The 15044-nt window shown below is 73.0% G+C and carries 20 protein-coding genes; 8 read left to right on the forward strand and 12 right to left on the reverse strand.

The features are described 5' to 3' along the window. Positions 1-103 precede the first annotated feature (103 nt). Genes AB2L28_RS12760 through mshC form a run of 4 tightly spaced genes read left to right on the forward strand, consistent with a single transcriptional unit; the run spans position 104 to position 3513 of the window. Positions 104-832 carry a histidine phosphatase family protein gene (locus AB2L28_RS12760; protein WP_370719339.1) on the forward strand — a complete coding sequence of 243 codons (729 nt, stop codon included), beginning with the start codon at positions 104-106 and terminating at the stop codon, positions 830-832. A 10-nt stretch (positions 833-842) separates the two neighbouring features. After that, positions 843-1391, forward strand: coding sequence for a DUF3090 domain-containing protein (locus tag AB2L28_RS12765; protein WP_370719341.1), 549 nt, complete (start codon positions 843-845; stop codon positions 1389-1391). Between the two features lie 17 nt (positions 1392-1408). Further along, positions 1409-2236 (forward strand): SCO1664 family protein, encoded by an 828-nt coding sequence (locus tag AB2L28_RS12770; protein ID WP_370719342.1) that lies wholly within the window; start codon positions 1409-1411, stop codon positions 2234-2236. Positions 2237-2259: 23 nt separating this feature from the next. Then, positions 2260-3513: a cysteine--1-D-myo-inosityl 2-amino-2-deoxy-alpha-D-glucopyranoside ligase gene (mshC, locus tag AB2L28_RS12775; RefSeq protein ID WP_370719343.1), complete on the forward strand. Its 1254-nt coding sequence runs from the start codon at positions 2260-2262 to the stop codon at positions 3511-3513. Here the strand turns inward: mshC and AB2L28_RS12780 are convergent. The 6 genes from AB2L28_RS12780 to AB2L28_RS12805 all read right to left on the reverse strand — a co-directional run bounded on the left by AB2L28_RS12780 (position 3510) and on the right by AB2L28_RS12805 (position 8157). After that, on the reverse strand, positions 3510-4526 hold the full coding sequence (locus tag AB2L28_RS12780) for a dipeptidase (RefSeq protein WP_370719344.1): 1017 nt from the start codon (positions 4524-4526) through the stop codon (positions 3510-3512). The genes mshC and AB2L28_RS12780 overlap by 4 nt on opposite strands. Beyond that, positions 4523-5296 carry an AIM24 family protein gene (locus AB2L28_RS12785; RefSeq protein WP_370719345.1) on the reverse strand — a complete coding sequence of 258 codons (774 nt, stop codon included), beginning with the start codon at positions 5294-5296 and terminating at the stop codon, positions 4523-4525. The genes AB2L28_RS12780 and AB2L28_RS12785 overlap by 4 nt, the downstream gene beginning before the upstream one ends. Next, positions 5296-5964, reverse strand: a complete 669-nt coding sequence (locus AB2L28_RS12790; protein WP_370719346.1) for an AIM24 family protein — start codon at positions 5962-5964, stop codon at positions 5296-5298. Before AB2L28_RS12790 ends, AB2L28_RS12785 begins: the two co-directional genes overlap by 1 nt. After that, a complete protein-coding gene (locus tag AB2L28_RS12795) occupies positions 5964-6593 on the reverse strand; it encodes an AIM24 family protein (RefSeq protein ID WP_370719451.1) in 630 nt (209 codons plus the stop codon). The genes AB2L28_RS12790 and AB2L28_RS12795 overlap by 1 nt, the downstream gene beginning before the upstream one ends. A 137-nt stretch (positions 6594-6730) precedes the next feature. Then, entirely contained in the window at positions 6731-7189 is a 459-nt protein-coding gene (locus tag AB2L28_RS12800; RefSeq protein WP_370719347.1) for a DUF805 domain-containing protein, read from the reverse strand. Between the two features lie 95 nt (positions 7190-7284). Continuing rightward, a complete protein-coding gene (locus tag AB2L28_RS12805; protein ID WP_370719348.1) occupies positions 7285-8157 on the reverse strand; it encodes a PAC2 family protein in 873 nt (290 codons plus the stop codon). Positions 8158-8182: 25 nt separating this feature from the next. Here AB2L28_RS12805 and AB2L28_RS12810 point away from each other — a divergent pair, with 25 nt between their 5' ends. After that, positions 8183-8926 carry an HAD family hydrolase gene (locus AB2L28_RS12810; RefSeq protein ID WP_370719349.1) on the forward strand — a complete coding sequence of 248 codons (744 nt, stop codon included), beginning with the start codon at positions 8183-8185 and terminating at the stop codon, positions 8924-8926. 5 nt (positions 8927-8931) lie between these two features. Beyond that, positions 8932-9105: a hypothetical protein gene (locus AB2L28_RS12815; RefSeq protein ID WP_370719350.1), complete on the forward strand. Its 174-nt coding sequence runs from the start codon at positions 8932-8934 to the stop codon at positions 9103-9105. Between the two features lie 50 nt (positions 9106-9155). On the opposite strand, the gene AB2L28_RS12820 is transcribed toward AB2L28_RS12815, so the two are convergent. Both AB2L28_RS12820 and AB2L28_RS12825 read right to left on the reverse strand, forming a co-directional pair. Then, positions 9156-9674 carry a GNAT family N-acetyltransferase gene (locus AB2L28_RS12820; protein ID WP_370719351.1) on the reverse strand — a complete coding sequence of 173 codons (519 nt, stop codon included), beginning with the start codon at positions 9672-9674 and terminating at the stop codon, positions 9156-9158. Positions 9675-9699: 25 nt separating this feature from the next. Next, positions 9700-10182 (reverse strand): GNAT family N-acetyltransferase, encoded by a 483-nt coding sequence (locus tag AB2L28_RS12825; RefSeq protein WP_370719352.1) that lies wholly within the window; start codon positions 10180-10182, stop codon positions 9700-9702. Between the two features lie 462 nt (positions 10183-10644). Here AB2L28_RS12825 and AB2L28_RS12830 point away from each other — a divergent pair, with 462 nt between their 5' ends. Beyond that, complete coding sequence (locus AB2L28_RS12830; protein WP_370719353.1) at positions 10645-10830, forward strand: hypothetical protein; 186 nt, start codon at positions 10645-10647, stop codon at positions 10828-10830. A 138-nt stretch (positions 10831-10968) separates the two neighbouring features. Here the strand turns inward: AB2L28_RS12830 and AB2L28_RS12835 are convergent, their stop codons facing one another. The 4 genes from AB2L28_RS12835 to AB2L28_RS12850 form a co-directional block, all read right to left on the reverse strand. After that, on the reverse strand, positions 10969-11415 hold the full coding sequence (locus AB2L28_RS12835; RefSeq protein WP_370719354.1) for a hypothetical protein: 447 nt from the start codon (positions 11413-11415) through the stop codon (positions 10969-10971). 183 nt (positions 11416-11598) lie between these two features. Then, the gene (locus AB2L28_RS12840) at positions 11599-11940 is read right to left on the reverse strand and encodes a hypothetical protein (RefSeq protein WP_370719355.1); all 342 of its coding nucleotides are present in this window, start codon (positions 11938-11940) and stop codon (positions 11599-11601) included. A 308-nt stretch (positions 11941-12248) separates the two neighbouring features. Continuing rightward, a complete protein-coding gene (locus AB2L28_RS12845) occupies positions 12249-12470 on the reverse strand; it encodes a hypothetical protein (RefSeq protein ID WP_370719356.1) in 222 nt (73 codons plus the stop codon). Positions 12471-12911: 441 nt separating this feature from the next. Continuing rightward, entirely contained in the window at positions 12912-13793 is an 882-nt protein-coding gene (locus tag AB2L28_RS12850; RefSeq protein ID WP_370719357.1) for a RecB family exonuclease, read from the reverse strand. Positions 13794-13897: 104 nt separating this feature from the next. On the opposite strand from AB2L28_RS12850, the gene AB2L28_RS12855 reads away from it, so the two are divergent. Then, positions 13898-15031, forward strand: a complete 1134-nt coding sequence (locus AB2L28_RS12855; RefSeq protein ID WP_370719358.1) for a M50 family metallopeptidase — start codon at positions 13898-13900, stop codon at positions 15029-15031. The last annotated feature ends 13 nt before the right edge of the window (positions 15032-15044 follow it).

Consider the following 15044-nt stretch of genomic DNA (forward strand, 5'->3'; position numbering starts at 1 on the left):
GGCCATCGTGCCGCACTCCCAGAACAACGATGGAAGTTCAGTTACCGGAGCTAATTTTGGTTAAGCGTGTTTGCCCTTGAAAAACCGCGCCTACAGTGACGCCGTGCCGACTCTCCTACTCGTCCGTCACGGCCGCAGCACCGCCAACACCGCCGCCGTCCTCGCCGGCTGGACGCCCGGGGTCCACCTCGACGACACGGGGCGTGCCCAGGCCGAGGGACTGGCCCAGCGGCTCGCCCCGGTACCGGTGGCCGACTTCGTCGTCTCGCCGCTGGAACGGTGCCAGGAGACGGCCCGGGCGCTGGGCGCGGTGGACGGGCCGGCGGGGCCTCGCCCGGCCCTGCGCACCGAGGAACGACTGGGGGAGTGCAAGTACGGCGACTGGACCGGTAAGGCGCTGAAGGACCTCGCCAAGGAACCGCTGTGGCGGACCGTGCAGTCCCACCCCTCGGCGGCGGTCTTCCCCGGCGAGGGCGGGGAGGGGCTGGCGACCATGCAGCACCGGGCCCTGGAAGCGGTGCGCGAGCACGACGCCCGGGTGGCGGCCGAGCACGGGGACGACGCGGTGTGGGTGGCCGTCAGCCACGGTGACGTCATCAAGGCGGTGCTGGCCGACGCCCTCGGCATGCACCTGGACCTCTTCCAGCGCCTGTCCGTCGACCCGTGCTCGGTGTCGGTCGTGCGCTACGCACCCCTGCGGCCCTTCGTGTTGCGGATGAACGACTCCGGTGGCGACCTCGCCGGGTTCGCGCCGGCGAGGAAGAAGCGCCGCTCGACGCGCCGGGCGGCCAGCAGCGACGCGGTCGTCGGCGGCAGCACGGGCTCGGCGTAGGGTCGCCACCATGCCCGTGCACGAGTACGACCCGCCCGAACGCTTCGTGGCGGGCACCGTCGGTCAACCGGGGCAGCGCACCTTCTTCCTGCAGGCGCGGGCCGGGGGGCGGTTGACGTCCGTGGCGCTGGAGAAGACGCAGGTCTCCGCCCTCGCCGAACGCGTCGGGGAACTGCTCGACGAGATCGTCCGCCGCTCCGGGGGTGCCGCACCGGTGCCGGCCATACCGCCCACCGGCAGCGAGGACACCGCGCCCCTGGACCTGCCCATCGAGGAGGACTTCCGCGTCGGCACGATGAGCCTGGCCTGGGACGGTGAGCGCGACGTCGTCGTCATCGAGTGCTTCGAGGTCAGCGAGTCCGACGTCGACCCCGAGCAACCCGAACCGGGGCCGGACCAGAACCTCCTGCGCGTCTCCCTCGACGGGGCCGCCGCTCGTGCGTTCGCCGCCCGGGCCCTGGCCCTCGTGGCCGCGGGCCGTCCGCCGTGCCCGTTCTGCGCCGGTCCGCTGGACCCGGCCGGTCACGTCTGCCCGCGCGCGAACGGGTACCGGCGCTGAGCGCGACGTTCGCCGGGGTGGACGAGCAGGAGGCGCTCGTCCGGCTCGCCTCGGGGGAGCTGGAGATCCACGGCCGCCTCGCCGACGCGTCGAACGCGACGCTCTACGCGACGGCCACCACGGACGAAGGTCCCCTGGCGTGCGTCTACAAGCCCGTCTCAGGGGAACGTCCGCTGTGGGACTTCCCCGACGACACCCTGGCCCGCCGGGAGGTCGCGTCCTACGCGGTCTCGGCGGCGACGGGGTGGGACGTGGTGCCGCCCACGGTGTTCCGGGACGGGCCGCTGGGCCCGGGATCGGTCCAGCTGTGGTTGCAGCAGGACGGGGCCGACCCCGCTGACGCCGCCGAGGTGGTGCTGCCCTCGCCGGGGGCCGGGCTCGTCGACATCCTCCCGCCGCGACGGGTCGACCCCGGCTGGCTGACCGTGCTGGAGGCCGAGGACGGGGCGGGCCGGCCCGTGTCCCTCGTCCACGCCGACGACCTGCGGTTGCGGCGGATGGCCGTCCTGGACGTCGTCCTGAACAACGCCGACCGCAAGGGCGGTCACGTCCTGCCCGGCTGGTCCGGTGCCGTCCACGGCGTGGACCACGGCCTGACCTTCCACGAGGAGCCGAAGCTGCGGACGGTCCTGTGGGGGTTCGGGGGCACGCGGCTGCTGGCCGAGGAGCGCGAGGTCCTGAGCGTCCTCGTGGGCGACCTCGACGGAACCCTCGGGGACGTGCTGGGGGAGCTGTTGTTCGTCGAGGAGGTCGTCGCGACGCTGGAGCGGACCGAGCGGCTCCTGGCGGCCGACCGGATGCCGAGGCCGCGCGGGCAGCGCACCATCCCGTGGCCGCCGTTCTGACCGGCGCCAGGTAGGTTCGGCCCGTGCGTTCCTGGCCCGTCCCCGCCGTCCCGTCCCTGCCCGGTCGGGGTCCCCGCGTCCACCTCCACGACACCTCGACCGGGAAGGTCGTGCCGGTCGGTCCGGAAGGGGGCACCGCGACGCTCTACGTCTGCGGCATCACCCCCTACGACGCGACGCACCTGGGTCACGCGAACACCTACGTCGCCTTCGACCTGCTGGGGCGCGCGTGGCGCGACGCGGGGCTCGACGTCCGCTACGTGCAGAACGTCACCGACGTCGACGACCCGCTGCTGGAGCGCGCCACCGCCACGGGTGTCGACTGGCGCGACCTCGCCGCCTCGCAGATCGACCTGTTCCGCGCCGACATGGAGGCGTTGTCGGTCGTCCCGCCGCAGGAGTACCTCGGCGTCGTGGAAGCCGTCGACCTCGTCTCCACCGCCGTGCGGGACCTGCTCGCCGCCGGTGCGGCGTACCGCGTCCCGGGTGTCGACGGGGAACCGGACGGAGACGTGTACTTCCCCGTCGCCGCCGACGAGGCGTTCGGCGAGGTCAGCGGCGCCGACCGCGACACGATGCTGGACCTGTCCGCCGAGCGCGGCGGCGATCCGCAGCGGCCGGGCAAGCGGGACCCGCTGGACCCGCTGCTGTGGCGGGTGGAGCGCGCGGGGGAACCCGCGTGGGACGCCGGGGACCTCGGACGGGGACGCCCGGGCTGGCACGTGGAGTGCACGGCGATCGCGTTGCAGCACCTGGGGATGCCCATCGACGTGCAGGCCGGCGGGTCGGACCTGGTGTTCCCGCACCACGAGATGGGGGCTTCCCACGCGCACCTGCTGCGTCCGGGGTCGCGTCCGTTCGCCCGGGCCTACGCGCACTCGGGGATGGTCGCGTTCGACGGCGAGAAGATGAGCAAGTCCAAGGGCAACCTCGTCCTCGTCTCCAAGCTGCGCGCGGCCGGGGTCGAACCCGGCGCCGTCCGGCTCGCGCTCGTCGCCCACCACTGGCGCAGCGAGTGGGAGTGGACCGAGGAGGTCCTGGCCGCGGCGCGGGAGCGGTTCGCGGCGTGGAGCGCCGCCGTCGACCGCCCCGCCGGTCCGCCGGCCGAGGACCTGCTGGCGACGGTGCGGGAACGGCTGGCCGACGACCTCGACGCCCCCGGGGCGGTCGCGGCCGTCGACGCGTGGGTCGCGTCGGGGGAGGGCACCGACGAGGCCGCGCCCGGGCTGGTGCGCGACCTGGTGGCGGCGCTGCTCGGGGTGGAACTCGCCCGCTAGTCCACCGACGTGCCGTCCTGCGCCTCCTCCAGGACGCGCAGGGCGTTGCCGCAGGTGAGGGCCCGCAGGTCCGCGGCCGACCAGCCCCGGTCGGCCAGGGCCTGCAGCAGGGCCGGGTAGCAGGACACGTCGGCCAGCCCGTCGGGGAACGCGTCGGTGCCGTCGTAGTCGCCGCCGAGGCCGACGTGCTCGATCCCGACGACCTCGCGCGCGTGCTCGAGGTGGCGGACGACGTCGTGGAGGGTCGCCCGGTCGGTGCCGGGTGCCGACACGAACGCCGGGACGAAGGTCACCATGAGCACGCCCCCGTTGTCCGGCAGGCGTTCCAGCACGCCGTCCGGCACGTTGCGCGGGTGGTCGGTGACCGTCCGGCAGGAGGAGTGCGAGAACAGCACGGGCCGCGTCGTGGTGTCGAGGGCGTCGTGCATGGTGCGTTCGTGGACGTGGGAGAGGTCGACGAGGACGCCGGTCCGGTTCATCTCCCGGACGACGTCGCGGCCGAACCCCGTCAGCCCGTGGTCGACGGGTTCCCCGGTCGCCGAGGCCGCCCACGGGGTGTTGTCGTTGTGGGTCAGCGTCACGTACGCCAGGCCCGCGCGGCGCAGTTCCCGCAGGACAGCGAGCGAGCCGGCGATGGAGTGCCCGCCCTCGGCCCCGACGAGGGAGGCGATGCGGCCCGCGGCCACCGCCTCCCGCACGCCCGTCGCGGTGGGCGTCCACGCGAAGACGTCGGGCTGGGCCCGCACGACGCGGCGCACGACGTCGACCTGTTCCAGCACGGCGACCGTCGCCGCGGCCGGGTCCAGGTCCGAGGGCACGTAGACCGACCAGAACTGCGCCCCGACGCCCCCGGCGCGCAGCCGGGGGACGTCGGTGTGCAGGGTCGGCTGGTCCAGCAACCCCGCCGCGACGGGGTCGGAGCCGAACCGTTCGCGCACTTCCCACGCCAGGTCGTTGTGCCCGTCGAAGACCGGGTGGGTGGTGAGCACGTCGCGGTGCAGGTCCACGCTCACTGCTGGTGCTGCGAGAGCTGCTGCTGGATGACGCCCGACAGGTGCCGCAACTGGTTGGGCCCCAGCTGGTGCACCTCGCCCTCGAGCCGGCGCACGACCTGCGGGTCCTCCAGCACGCGCTCCGAGCTCTGCAGCAGGACCGTCCCCGCACCGGTGAAGTCGTACTGCCGCTCCTCCCCGGACCGCGTCCCGAACAGCGCGCCCCGGGCGGCGCCGAGGAAGTGCCCCATCCAGCCGGCGTCGAAGTGCTGGGAGGGGGCGGGGCAGTCGGCCCAGCCGACGAGCGCCTCCGGGTCCACCCGCACCGGGGGCTCGACGAAGATGACCGGCCCGGAGGAGCTGGCGAGGAACTTCCCCGTCCCGATGAGGGTGAGGAACCCCGGGATGATCGACTCCTTGAGCTCCAGGCTCGCGTCGAACGCCAGCAGGTTCGCGGCGCGGACGGTGAGGTTCCCGTCGTCGAGGTCGTAGGAGTTGATGTCGTACCCGCGGTCGCCGAGCAGGACGTGGCCCTGGCCGTTCGCGACGACCCAGTCCCGGCTGTAGAGGGGGGAGGAGAACGTGGAGGCGACCATGGCGGTCATCGACGTCGCCGTCAGGGGTTCGAACCGGATCGTCCCGCCGCCGGCGGGGTAGTAGGCGATCATCCGGCCGGTCTGCATGAACAGCGGACCGGTGAGCCGCACGCAGTACGCGTACGGGTTGTCCGGGAGGTTGTCGTGGTCCGGCAGCGACTGCGGGTCGAGGGGCTGGGGGCTGGTGGAGGCCATCAGAGCTTCTCCTCGCTCGCCTGGACGTAGACGGTGCCCTCGCCGGACACCTTGAGCTGCACGCCTTCCCCGGACCCGCGGCCCACGGCGTCGCGCCAGGAGACCGCCGTGGCCACGTCCAGGCGCAGGTTCCCGACGTGGGCGACGTACGCCTGCGGGTCGACGACGACCTGCCGGCTGCCGCCGACCGGGAGGGCGAAGGTGCCGCCGTGGGACAGGACCGCGACGGTGCCGCGGCCGGACAGCTGCGTGGTGAACAGGCCTTGACCCGTCACCGCCCCCCGCACCGCGCCGCGCAACCCGCCCTGCTGGCCGAGGAAGACGACCGAGCTGGAGAGGTTCGCGTCGTGGGCGAGCAACCGGTCGGCCTCGACCGACATGGGCTGGGAGCCGTCGAGGTCGACGACGGTGACGTGGTGCCCGCGGAAGCCGTAGTGCACCGTGCCGTCGCCCTCGGCGACCATGAGCGGGACCGCCTCGCCCTGCACGCCGCGCGCGAGCGCCGAGGCGATGCCGCCGCCGTACGCGCCGCCACCGGGACCGCCGACGACGGGGGAGAAGGCGATCTGCCCGGTGGTGGCGAGCATCGCGCCGCGGCGGGCGAGGACCTCGGCGCCGGGGCGGACCTCGGCGAGGACGACCTTGGAGGTGACCTTGGTGAACCCCATCACCGCTCCTCGGGCTGGATGTAGACGACGCCCTGGCCCTCGAACCGCAGGGAGAACGCCTCGCCGGAGCTCTCGCCGATGAGGTTGCGCCAGGAGACGTCGGTGACGAAGGACTGGGACAGGTTCCCGACGGCGCCGATGTAGGCGTCGGGGTCGACGACGAGCGGGGTCTGCGGGGTGACGCGCAGCGCGATGGGCGGCCCGCCGAGGGAGAGCAGCGCGACCTGGCCGTGACCGGTGACGGTGGTGGTGAACAGGCCCTGGCCGCTGGAGGCGCCTTGCAGGCCGGTGAAGGTGACGTCGGTCTTGAGGCTGTCGTGCAGGCAGAGCAGGCCCTCGGACTCGGCCTTGAGGGTGTCGCCGGCGAGGTCGAGGACGAGGACGTAGCCGGCGGCGACGGCGAAGTGGACGGTGCCGCGGCCGGTGACCTCCATGAGGGACAGGGACTCGCCGGTGACGCGCTGCTTGAAGGCGGCGCGCAGGCCGCCTCCGCCGCCCATCCCGGCGTTCTTGAACTGGACCTCGCCCTCGTAGGCGACCATCGAGCCGGTCTGGGCGCGCACGGCGCTGCCCTTGGACCCGTCGAGGTCGACGACGAGGACGCGCGGTGTTTCGAGCCGCCAGGACACGAGCTCCTCCTCGGTGTTCGGCACGTCGTTGCGCACATCGGGGACTGCTGTCGGACCATCATGGCGCGGGCCGGTCCGGGGACGCCGCGGGGGCGGTCGCGTGGTGGTGACCGCCCCCACGGGCTGGTGCTGTCGGCTCAGGACTGGCCGGGCTGGCCGTACTGGTTCGGGCCGCCGAACTGAGGGGGCTGCCCGGGGAACCGGCCGTAGCCGGCGTCGACCCCCTTGGGGTTGGGGCCGAAGCGGTTGGGACCGGGCTGGCTGTCCTTGCAGGCCCAGACGATGAGGAGGACCAGGAAGACGATGCCAGCCAGGGGGATGAAGATCGTCAGGAACCAGAGACCGGACTTGTCGATGTCGTGCAGGCGGCGCCAGGTGACCGCGAGGCCCGGCAGCAGCAGGGCCAGACCGACGAGGCCGCCGAACAACCCGGACCCCGAGCTGGTCGTGGTCCCGGCGACGGTGTCCAGGACGCTGGCGACCGCACCGGCCAGGAACGAGAAGAGCGTCCAGTACCAGTACTCCGAGCGCCGTGCTCTCCCGGAGAAGGTCACGTACTTGGAGAAGCCGGTCTTGACGGCGGTCTGGACGTTCACGGTGTCCCCCTCGGCCGGACGGTCCGGTCCCCACCAGTCTGCCGTGATCTTCGTCCCGGTGCGGGGTGGTCGGCCGACCGTGTCACCCGGCCAGGTCAGCCGCGGCGCGGCGGGTCGTCGCGCCGGCGCAGGTAGCGCTCGAACTCCCGGGCGATGGCCTCCCCGGAGGCCTCGGGCAGCTCGGCGGTGTCCTTGGCCTCCTCGAGCTGCTGGACGTACTCGGCGATCTCGGTGTCCTCGGCGGCGAGCTCGTCGACGCCGCGTTCCCAGGCGCGGGCGTCCTCGGGCAGCTCCTCCAGGGGGATGGACAGGTCGAGGAGCTCCTCGATGCGGCGCAGCAGCGCGAGGGTCCCCTTGGGGGAGGGCGGTTGACCGACGTAGTGCGGGATGGCGGCCCACAGGGAGACCGAGGGGATGCCGGCGGCGGTGACGGCGTCCTGGACGACGCCGACGATGCCGGTGGGGCCCTCGTAGCGGGAGGGTTCGATGTCGAGCTTCTCGACGAGCTCGGGGTCCTCGCTGCTGGAGGTGATGGGCAGGGGGCGGGTGTGCGGGACGTCGGCGAGGAGGGCGCCGAGGGTCAGGACGAGGGAGGCGTGGTGGGTGCGGGCGACCTCGACGAGCTCCTGGGCGTAGGTGCGCCAGCGCATGGAGGGTTCGATGCCGCGCACGAGGATCACGTCGCGGGGGCCGTCGGGCAGCTGCACGGCGGAGATGCGGGTCGTGGGCCAGGTGAGGCGGCGGCGTCCGTCGTCGTCGAAGTGGACGGTCGGGCGGTTGACCTGGAAGTCGTGGTAGAGCTCGGGGTCGAACTCCGTGACGTCGGTGGCGTCCCACACGTCGTGCAGGTGCGCGACGGCCTGGCTGGCGGACTCGCCGGCGTCGTTCCAGCCCTCGAAGGCCGCGATGACGACGGGGTTGCGCAGGACGAGGTCGTCCGTCGTGGGGTCGGCAGGCTGCTCTGGCACGGCTCAACCCTAGACTCCGGGGCTGATGAGTCCCCACGAAGCGCCCGCCGGACACGCCCCGGACCCCGTGACCGCCCCCGAGTCCCTGCCCGCGGCGGTGCTGTGGGACATGGACGGCACGCTGGTCGACACCGAGCCGCACTGGATCGCGGCCGAGACGTCGCTGCTGGGCCGGTACGGGGCGGCGTGGAGCCACGAGCAGGCGCTGGCGCTGGTGGGCAGCGCGCTGCCGGACTCGGGTCGGGTCCTGGCCGAGCACGTCGAGCGCAGCACGGGGGTGGTCCTGGACGCGGGCGCCGTCGTGGACGAGCTGGTCGAGGCGGTCATCGCCCAGGTGCGCGCGGCGGTCGTGTGGCGGCCGGGGGCGCTGGACCTGCTGGGGGCGCTCGGCGAGGCGGGGGTCCCGTGTGCGCTGGTGACCATGTCGTACCGCAACCTCGCGGGGACGGTCGCGGCGATGCTGCCGGGTGCCTTCTCGGTCGTGGTGGCCGGGGACGAGGTGGAGCGCGGCAAGCCGGCGCCGGACCCGTACCTGCGGGCGGCCGAGCTGCTGGGGGTGGACCCGGGCGACTGCGTCGTGGTGGAGGACTCCCCGACGGGGGTCGCCTCGGGGGAGGCCGCGGGGGCGCACGTGCTGGCCTGTCCGCACATGGTGCCGATCCCGGCCGCGCCGGGCCGCAGCCGGGTCGCGTCGCTGGCCGAGGTGGACGTGGCGGCGCTGGGTCGCATCGCCGCCGGCCGGCCGCTGGACACCGTCCCCGTGGGCTGACCACGGTGCTCTGGGGGCACTCCTCGGGGTGCTCGACCGCGCAGGCCGCGGCCTACCGGGCGGACGGGAAGCCCCTCGTGCGGCCGGCGAGCGGACCGCCGGGGGAGCTGTTGGGGCGGTTGTCGTTCAAGGCGTTGGACGCCCTCGACGACGCATTGCGGTTGCACCTGGATCTTTGAGCCTGCTGACGAGAACGACCCCATCGGGGGATGACCGTGATGTCCACCGTCTACCGCGACTCCAGCCAGTGGTCAGGTGGTACGTCGGGTCGATGCGGGACAGGACGTTCCTGCTCACCCCACGCACCGGACCCGAAGGCGAGGTCGGCCACCGTGCGCCAGAAGCGCCCGGCCCCGGGGTTGTCGTGCTGGAAGGCGATCGACCACGGCCCGTGGTGTCGGCCCAAGACGTCCAAGGCGAGGTGACGTCCCAGCCCCTCACGGCGGACGACGGGGGCGATCCACAGCGCCGCCAGGCCGCGGCGCCGGCCGGTGAGGCCGTCCACCACGGCGAAACCGACGGGGGCCTGCTCACCGGTCCTGGGGTGGGCCCGCCAGGCCAGGTACGCGACGTGATCCTCACCAGGTGCGCGGGGCAGGTCCTGGACCTGGTAGCGCCCGTCGGCGTAGGGCAAGGCGCCGACGGTGGGGGCCAGGTCGTGGCGCAAGCACTGCCACAGCCAGGCCAGGACGTCCCACTCCTGCTCGACCTGCACAGGCCGGATCGACACGGCAGGCGCGCTCTTCACGGGTTCGGTCATCATCGGTCGGTGATCACCGGTCCAGGGGGCGGACGAGTTCGCGGAAGGTCCGGCCGGCGGGGCCGGTGAAGTCACGCACGGCGACGAAGCCGGCCTTGCGGCACAGGGCCAGGGAGCGTTCGTTGAAGGTGGCCACGGCGGTGCGCAGCTGGACGGGCCCGAAGAGGTCGCGAGCCAGGGTGGCGACCTGCGGCAGCAGCTCGGAGGCCAGACCGCGGCTGACCAGGTCCGGGCGCACGCCCAGGCCGACGTCGAGGCCGTGCTCGTGGGGGTGCTGGCCGCGCACGCGTGCCTCGGGGCCCAGGACGCAGAAGGCGACGACCGCCCCGTGCTGGTCCAAGGCGGGGTAGTAGCCGTGACCGGCGTCGTCGCGGTCGGTGAACAGGGCGGTGTCGTCGGGGTCGACGTCGTAGAGGTCGAAGGGAGCTGGGTAGCTCCACGCGGCGACGGTGCGGGCTTCCTCACCGGTCATGGCGCGCGTCAGCAACGTCGGCACCCGCGTCACGGTAGTCGGGCGAGCTGACGTGATCGCGCGCCTTTTGCCGCACGAGCGCGACATCGGTAGCCACTCGAAACCGCACCACGCGGGACGACCGGATGCGTGGCGAGGACTTCACCTGGTGCGGAGCGGATCGCTGGGGCAGTGCGTCTGATGGACGTGCGACGTCGTCAGGCCCTTACGGCTACCGGTGCACTGGCCTTCGTCTGCCTGACGTTGGGCATGGCCCCCGGGGTCTTCCCCACCACGTCTGCCGCGGCCAGCTGCGTGGGCCCTCAACTGGCGATCGGCTCCGACCCCGCCGCGGCGGAGCCAACCGCCCAGGAGAGCCCGGCGCCGGTCCCCGTCCCCGCTAGTGAGCCCCTGCAGGTGTCCGGACAGTGGTTCCACGAGGGCTGCGACGACACCGGCACGGGTGGAGCGGGTTGCGCTGGGCCGATCACGACTTCGCAGAGCCCCATGAAGGACGTGGATCTGGTCCTGACGCAGGAAGAGGAGTCGTGGACGCTGGGCACGGCGGACGCCGCCGGTCAGGCCGAGCACTACGCCATCGGCTGGGAGGTCGAACTACCCGATGACGTCGCGCCGGGTCCGGCCGTGCTCAGCGCTGCTGGCACCGAGGTGATGGTGCAGGTCAGCGGCTGACACCTGCAGGCGCAGGGCGGGTGGTTCTCCGCTCACGGCACCATCCGACTTTCGGCAGGAGCGCAGACCGCGACGTCGCCAGCAACCGCCGACCGCGCACCACGCAGGATGACCGTGCGCCGCGCGCACCGCGGGAAGCTACGCCGGCAGCGTGTAGTGAGCGGTGCGCTGCTGACCCCAGCCGAAGCGGCTCTCAGCGATCCAGTCCTGCAGGTGGTCGGCGAGGCGGGCTGCGCACAGCTGCACGTCGATGGACTGCAGCTCACCGCCCGCCCCTGTTGCGGCGTCATCGCTGGCGCCCCACGTCGGGGAGGTGAGCCAGTCCTGGAACACCTCACCGCACGCCAGGACTCGGACCCAGGTCTCGCCGCTGGACCTGTCCTGGTCCCAGTGGACGCTGATGTGCTCCAGCTCGGCGTCGGTCACCAAGGAGGTGACGACCGGATGGGCCAGCCGGTGCTTGAGCTGGCGCAGCTGCTCGTCGTCAGCGTCGGTGATGTCGCTAGGGCCAGGGCTGGTGGTGGTCGGGGAGTCGGGGCCGTAATGCAGCGTCAGCTTGCTGGTGCAGGCCGGTCCACCGCTCATGGCTTCACCGTAAGCGGCATCGGTTGTCGCACCTCGTCACCGACGTCCTGGTCTGCGGGACGACCGGGACGTCACGTGCAGCCCGTCGTGACAGGACGATCCGTTGTGCGCCGCGAGGGAAGGAGGGCCCGTAGCGTCAGACCAGGGCCACGGGACGTGAGGTGCTGATGCCGCAGGACGGGATCAGGGGGTCGAAGAAGGCGAGGTGCTGCCCCACACCCCGACGGCGTACTCCACGTCGTCACCGGTCAGGACGTACAGCCGGGTTGGCGTACCTGGCAACTGCTCGGTCGGGTAGCTGGTGAGCGCGCCGCCGCCGACGCCGCCGCACGGCACGTTGGACTGCGCGGGCCAGACGAACCGGTCGTCACCGAGACCGATGGTCACCGATCCACCGGTCTGCTCCTCACCGCAGTCGGCCCCCGCGCTCAGCACGGAGTAGTCGATGCCCTCAGGCAGCTCGAAGACGTGCGAGCCGGTGTGCACCTGCGTCAGCAGAGCGGTGTCGCCGTCCGGCGGGCTCACGTGCGGAGCCTGGTCGTTGGACGTCACCGGCGCGACCTCGGCGGGGGAAGGTGCGGGAGTGGTCCCGTGGAGCGAGGAACACGCTGCCGTGGCGAGCAGCACGGTCGTGATCAGTACTGCTGCGCGTCGTCGCATCGTCTCTCCCGAGGGCTGGTCCAAAGCGCCACCCTAATCACGGCCGGTCCGCGGCGGGTCGATCTGCACATCACACGCGCTCTTCGACAAGACCGCGACAGCGTGGCCATCGTCATGACCGTGACGTCGCCCGAGGTGTGCTGGGTGAGTGAGCTTGCTTGGTACCGCGGTGGTCAGCCGAGGTAGCCGGTCGCGGGGTTGCTGTCGGCAAGGAAGTTGGCGATGGACCGCCGCATGTCGGCTTCGGTGATGGCCGAGCCGTTGGAGGTTCCCAGGCTGAAGCCGTAGTCAGGGTTGGGGCCGGTCAGCCAGGCGAAGTGGTAGATGCCGGGCGCGCCGGACTGCTGCTCGACCAGCCAGTCGTGCCCGTCGACGGTCATGTTCCAGGACGTCATGCTGTCCATGATCATTCGCCGTTGGTGTTTCCGGCTGACTTGGAGGTCATCGCGATGACCGCGTGGTCGTCGACACCGCGGCCAGCGCCACGGCCCTGCAGTCGTGCCGGCTGAGTCCCCGAGCAGGGCACGGTGCCTAAGACACTTGGCCATGGACGTCCCGTCGATGATCGTCGGTGCCGCCATCGCTTCCGTGGTGCGGGTGGCCCTCCGGCCGCGCGAGCGAACCCGCGTCGACGACGATCCTCGCACGTGAGGTTCCTCCACCGATGGACCTGCGGGACGGGCGCGAGGTCGCCGGCTCGCTGCTCGAAACGTGCCGCACCGCGCAAGTGGCGCGTCGCAACCCGTTCGCGGCTCGTGAGCGGGCCGGGACGTGCCACTCCAGCGGGTGCGCGCCGCGGCTGGGCAGGACGTCACCGGCGCCCGGTGCCGGGCGGCTCAGGTCTCCGGCAGCGGCGGTGGGGTGCCCCCGAAGCTGGGACACAGCGCCTTGTGGTCGCACCAGGTGCACGTCCGGCCGGGTCTGGGGCGCCAGTCGCCGGCGGCCCGGTTGCGCTCGATGGCGTCGGACAGGGCCCGGACCTTGCGCTCGGTGGCGAGCAGGTCGGCCTCCTCGGGCGCGTAGCGCAGGACGTCGCCGGACCCGAGGTAGACGAGCTGCAGGAGACGGGGCACCTGCCCGCGCAGCCGCCACAGGACGAGGGCGTAGAAGCGCATCTGGAACAGCGCCTTGGACTCGAACAGCTCCGAGGGGGCCCGGCCGGTCTTGTAGTCCACGACGCGCATCGCCCCGCCCGGGGCGACGTCGAGGCGGTCGACGACGCCGCGCAGCTGCAGTCCGTCGCCGAGGTCGATCTGGACCCGCATCTCCCGCGCCTCGGGTTCGAGCCGCGTCGGGTCCTCCAGGTCGAAGTAGCGCTGCAGGAGGCGGCGGGCTCCCGCCAACCAGGTCGCCAGCCCCTCGGCGTCGGCCGTGGCGGGATCGGCCGCACCGGGGTCGGCGCCGTCGTCGGGGAAGAGCGTGCCGAGGAGCGGTTCGCGGTCCAGCAGGGCCCGCCACTGCTCCTCGACCATGGCACCCGCACGCTCGGGGGTGCGTTCGCCGGCGGGCAGGTCGAACAGTCGTTCCAGGACGGCGTGCACGAGGGTGCCGCGGGCGGCGGCGCGGCTGGGGACCTCGGGGAGGCGGTCGATCGTGCGGAACCGGAACAGCAGGGGGCACTGCATGAAGTCCGCGGCCCGCGAGGGCGACAGCGGACGCCGCGCGGTGGCCGGTGGCGCGGCCGCGCTGTCGTCCAGCTGCGGCGCACCGTTGGTCACCGGACCACTGTAGGACGTGGGGGTGCTGCCCGCGGCGCGCCCGCGAGCGCCACCTAGGATCGGTGGATGCGCGTGGTCTGGCTCCGGGTCGTCGGTGGAGTCTCGTGAGGGGCGGCATCTCCCTGGGTCGCCCGTTCGGGGTGCCGTTGCAGCTGGCGCCCTCGTGGTTCTTGTTCGCCGCGCTCATCGTCGTGGTGTTCTCGCCGGTGGTGCAGCTGCGCGTGCCCGGTCCGGCGTCGTACGTGGTGGCGTTCGGGTACGCGGTGCTGCTGCTGGTGTCGGTGCTGCTGCACGAGGTGGCGCACGCGGTGGCGGCGAAGGCCAGCGGGCAGCGGGTGACCGGCATCGTGCTGAACGTGTGGGGCGGTTTCACGTCCCACGAGGGGCGGACGAGTCCGGGCAGCAGCCTGCTGATCGCGGTCGTGGGGCCGGTGGTCAACGGGGTCATCGCGGTGCTGGCGTGGCAGGTGCGGCAGGGGTTGGCGGTCGGGTCCGGTGGCGGGGTCGTGGATCTGCTGCTGGCGGCGTTGACGTTGTCCAACGCCCTGCTGGCGGTGTTCAACCTGCTGCCGGGGTTGCCGCTGGACGGTGGGCACGCCCTGGAGGCGGTGGTGTGGAAGCTGCGCGGGGATCGCGCGGCGGGGACGGTGGCGGCCGCCTGGGTCGGTCGCGCGCTGGCCGTGCTGGTGTTCCTGGGGGGTCTGCTGGTGCCGCGGCTGCTGGGCTGGGGCTCGTCGATCACCGACGTGGTGTGGGCGGCTCTGGTGGGGGCGCTGCTGTGGCAGGGGGCGTCGGAGGCGTTGAGGTTCGCGGCGCTGCAGCGGCGGGTGCCGGCGTTGTCGGTGCCGGCGTTGCAGCGGCCCGCGATCGCGGTGAACGCGCGGGCGACGGTGGAGGAGGTCGTGCGTTCGGCGCGGGCGGCCATCGACGCCGGGGTGGGCGCGGGGTCCGCGCGGGACCTGGAGGTCGTCCTGGTCACCGACGACGGGGTGCCGGTCGCGGTGGTGGACTCCGCGGCGTTGCGGCAGGTGCCGCAGGAGCGGCGGACGTCGCTGGGGGCCGGTGCGACGGCGCGGGCGTTGCCGCCGCGGTCGTGGCTGTCGGAGGGGCTGACGGGGGAGCAGCTGCTGGAGGCGGTGCAGGTGCGCCCGGGGGAGCACGTCGTGGTGGACACTGCTGGCCGGGTCCGTGGACTGCTGCACACCGGTGACGTGATCGCGGCGGTCACGGCCCGCTGAGACGGACGAACGG

Source organism: Kineococcus mangrovi (assembly GCF_041320705.1).
Classification (GTDB): Bacteria; Actinomycetota; Actinomycetes; order Actinomycetales; family Kineococcaceae; genus Kineococcus; species Kineococcus mangrovi.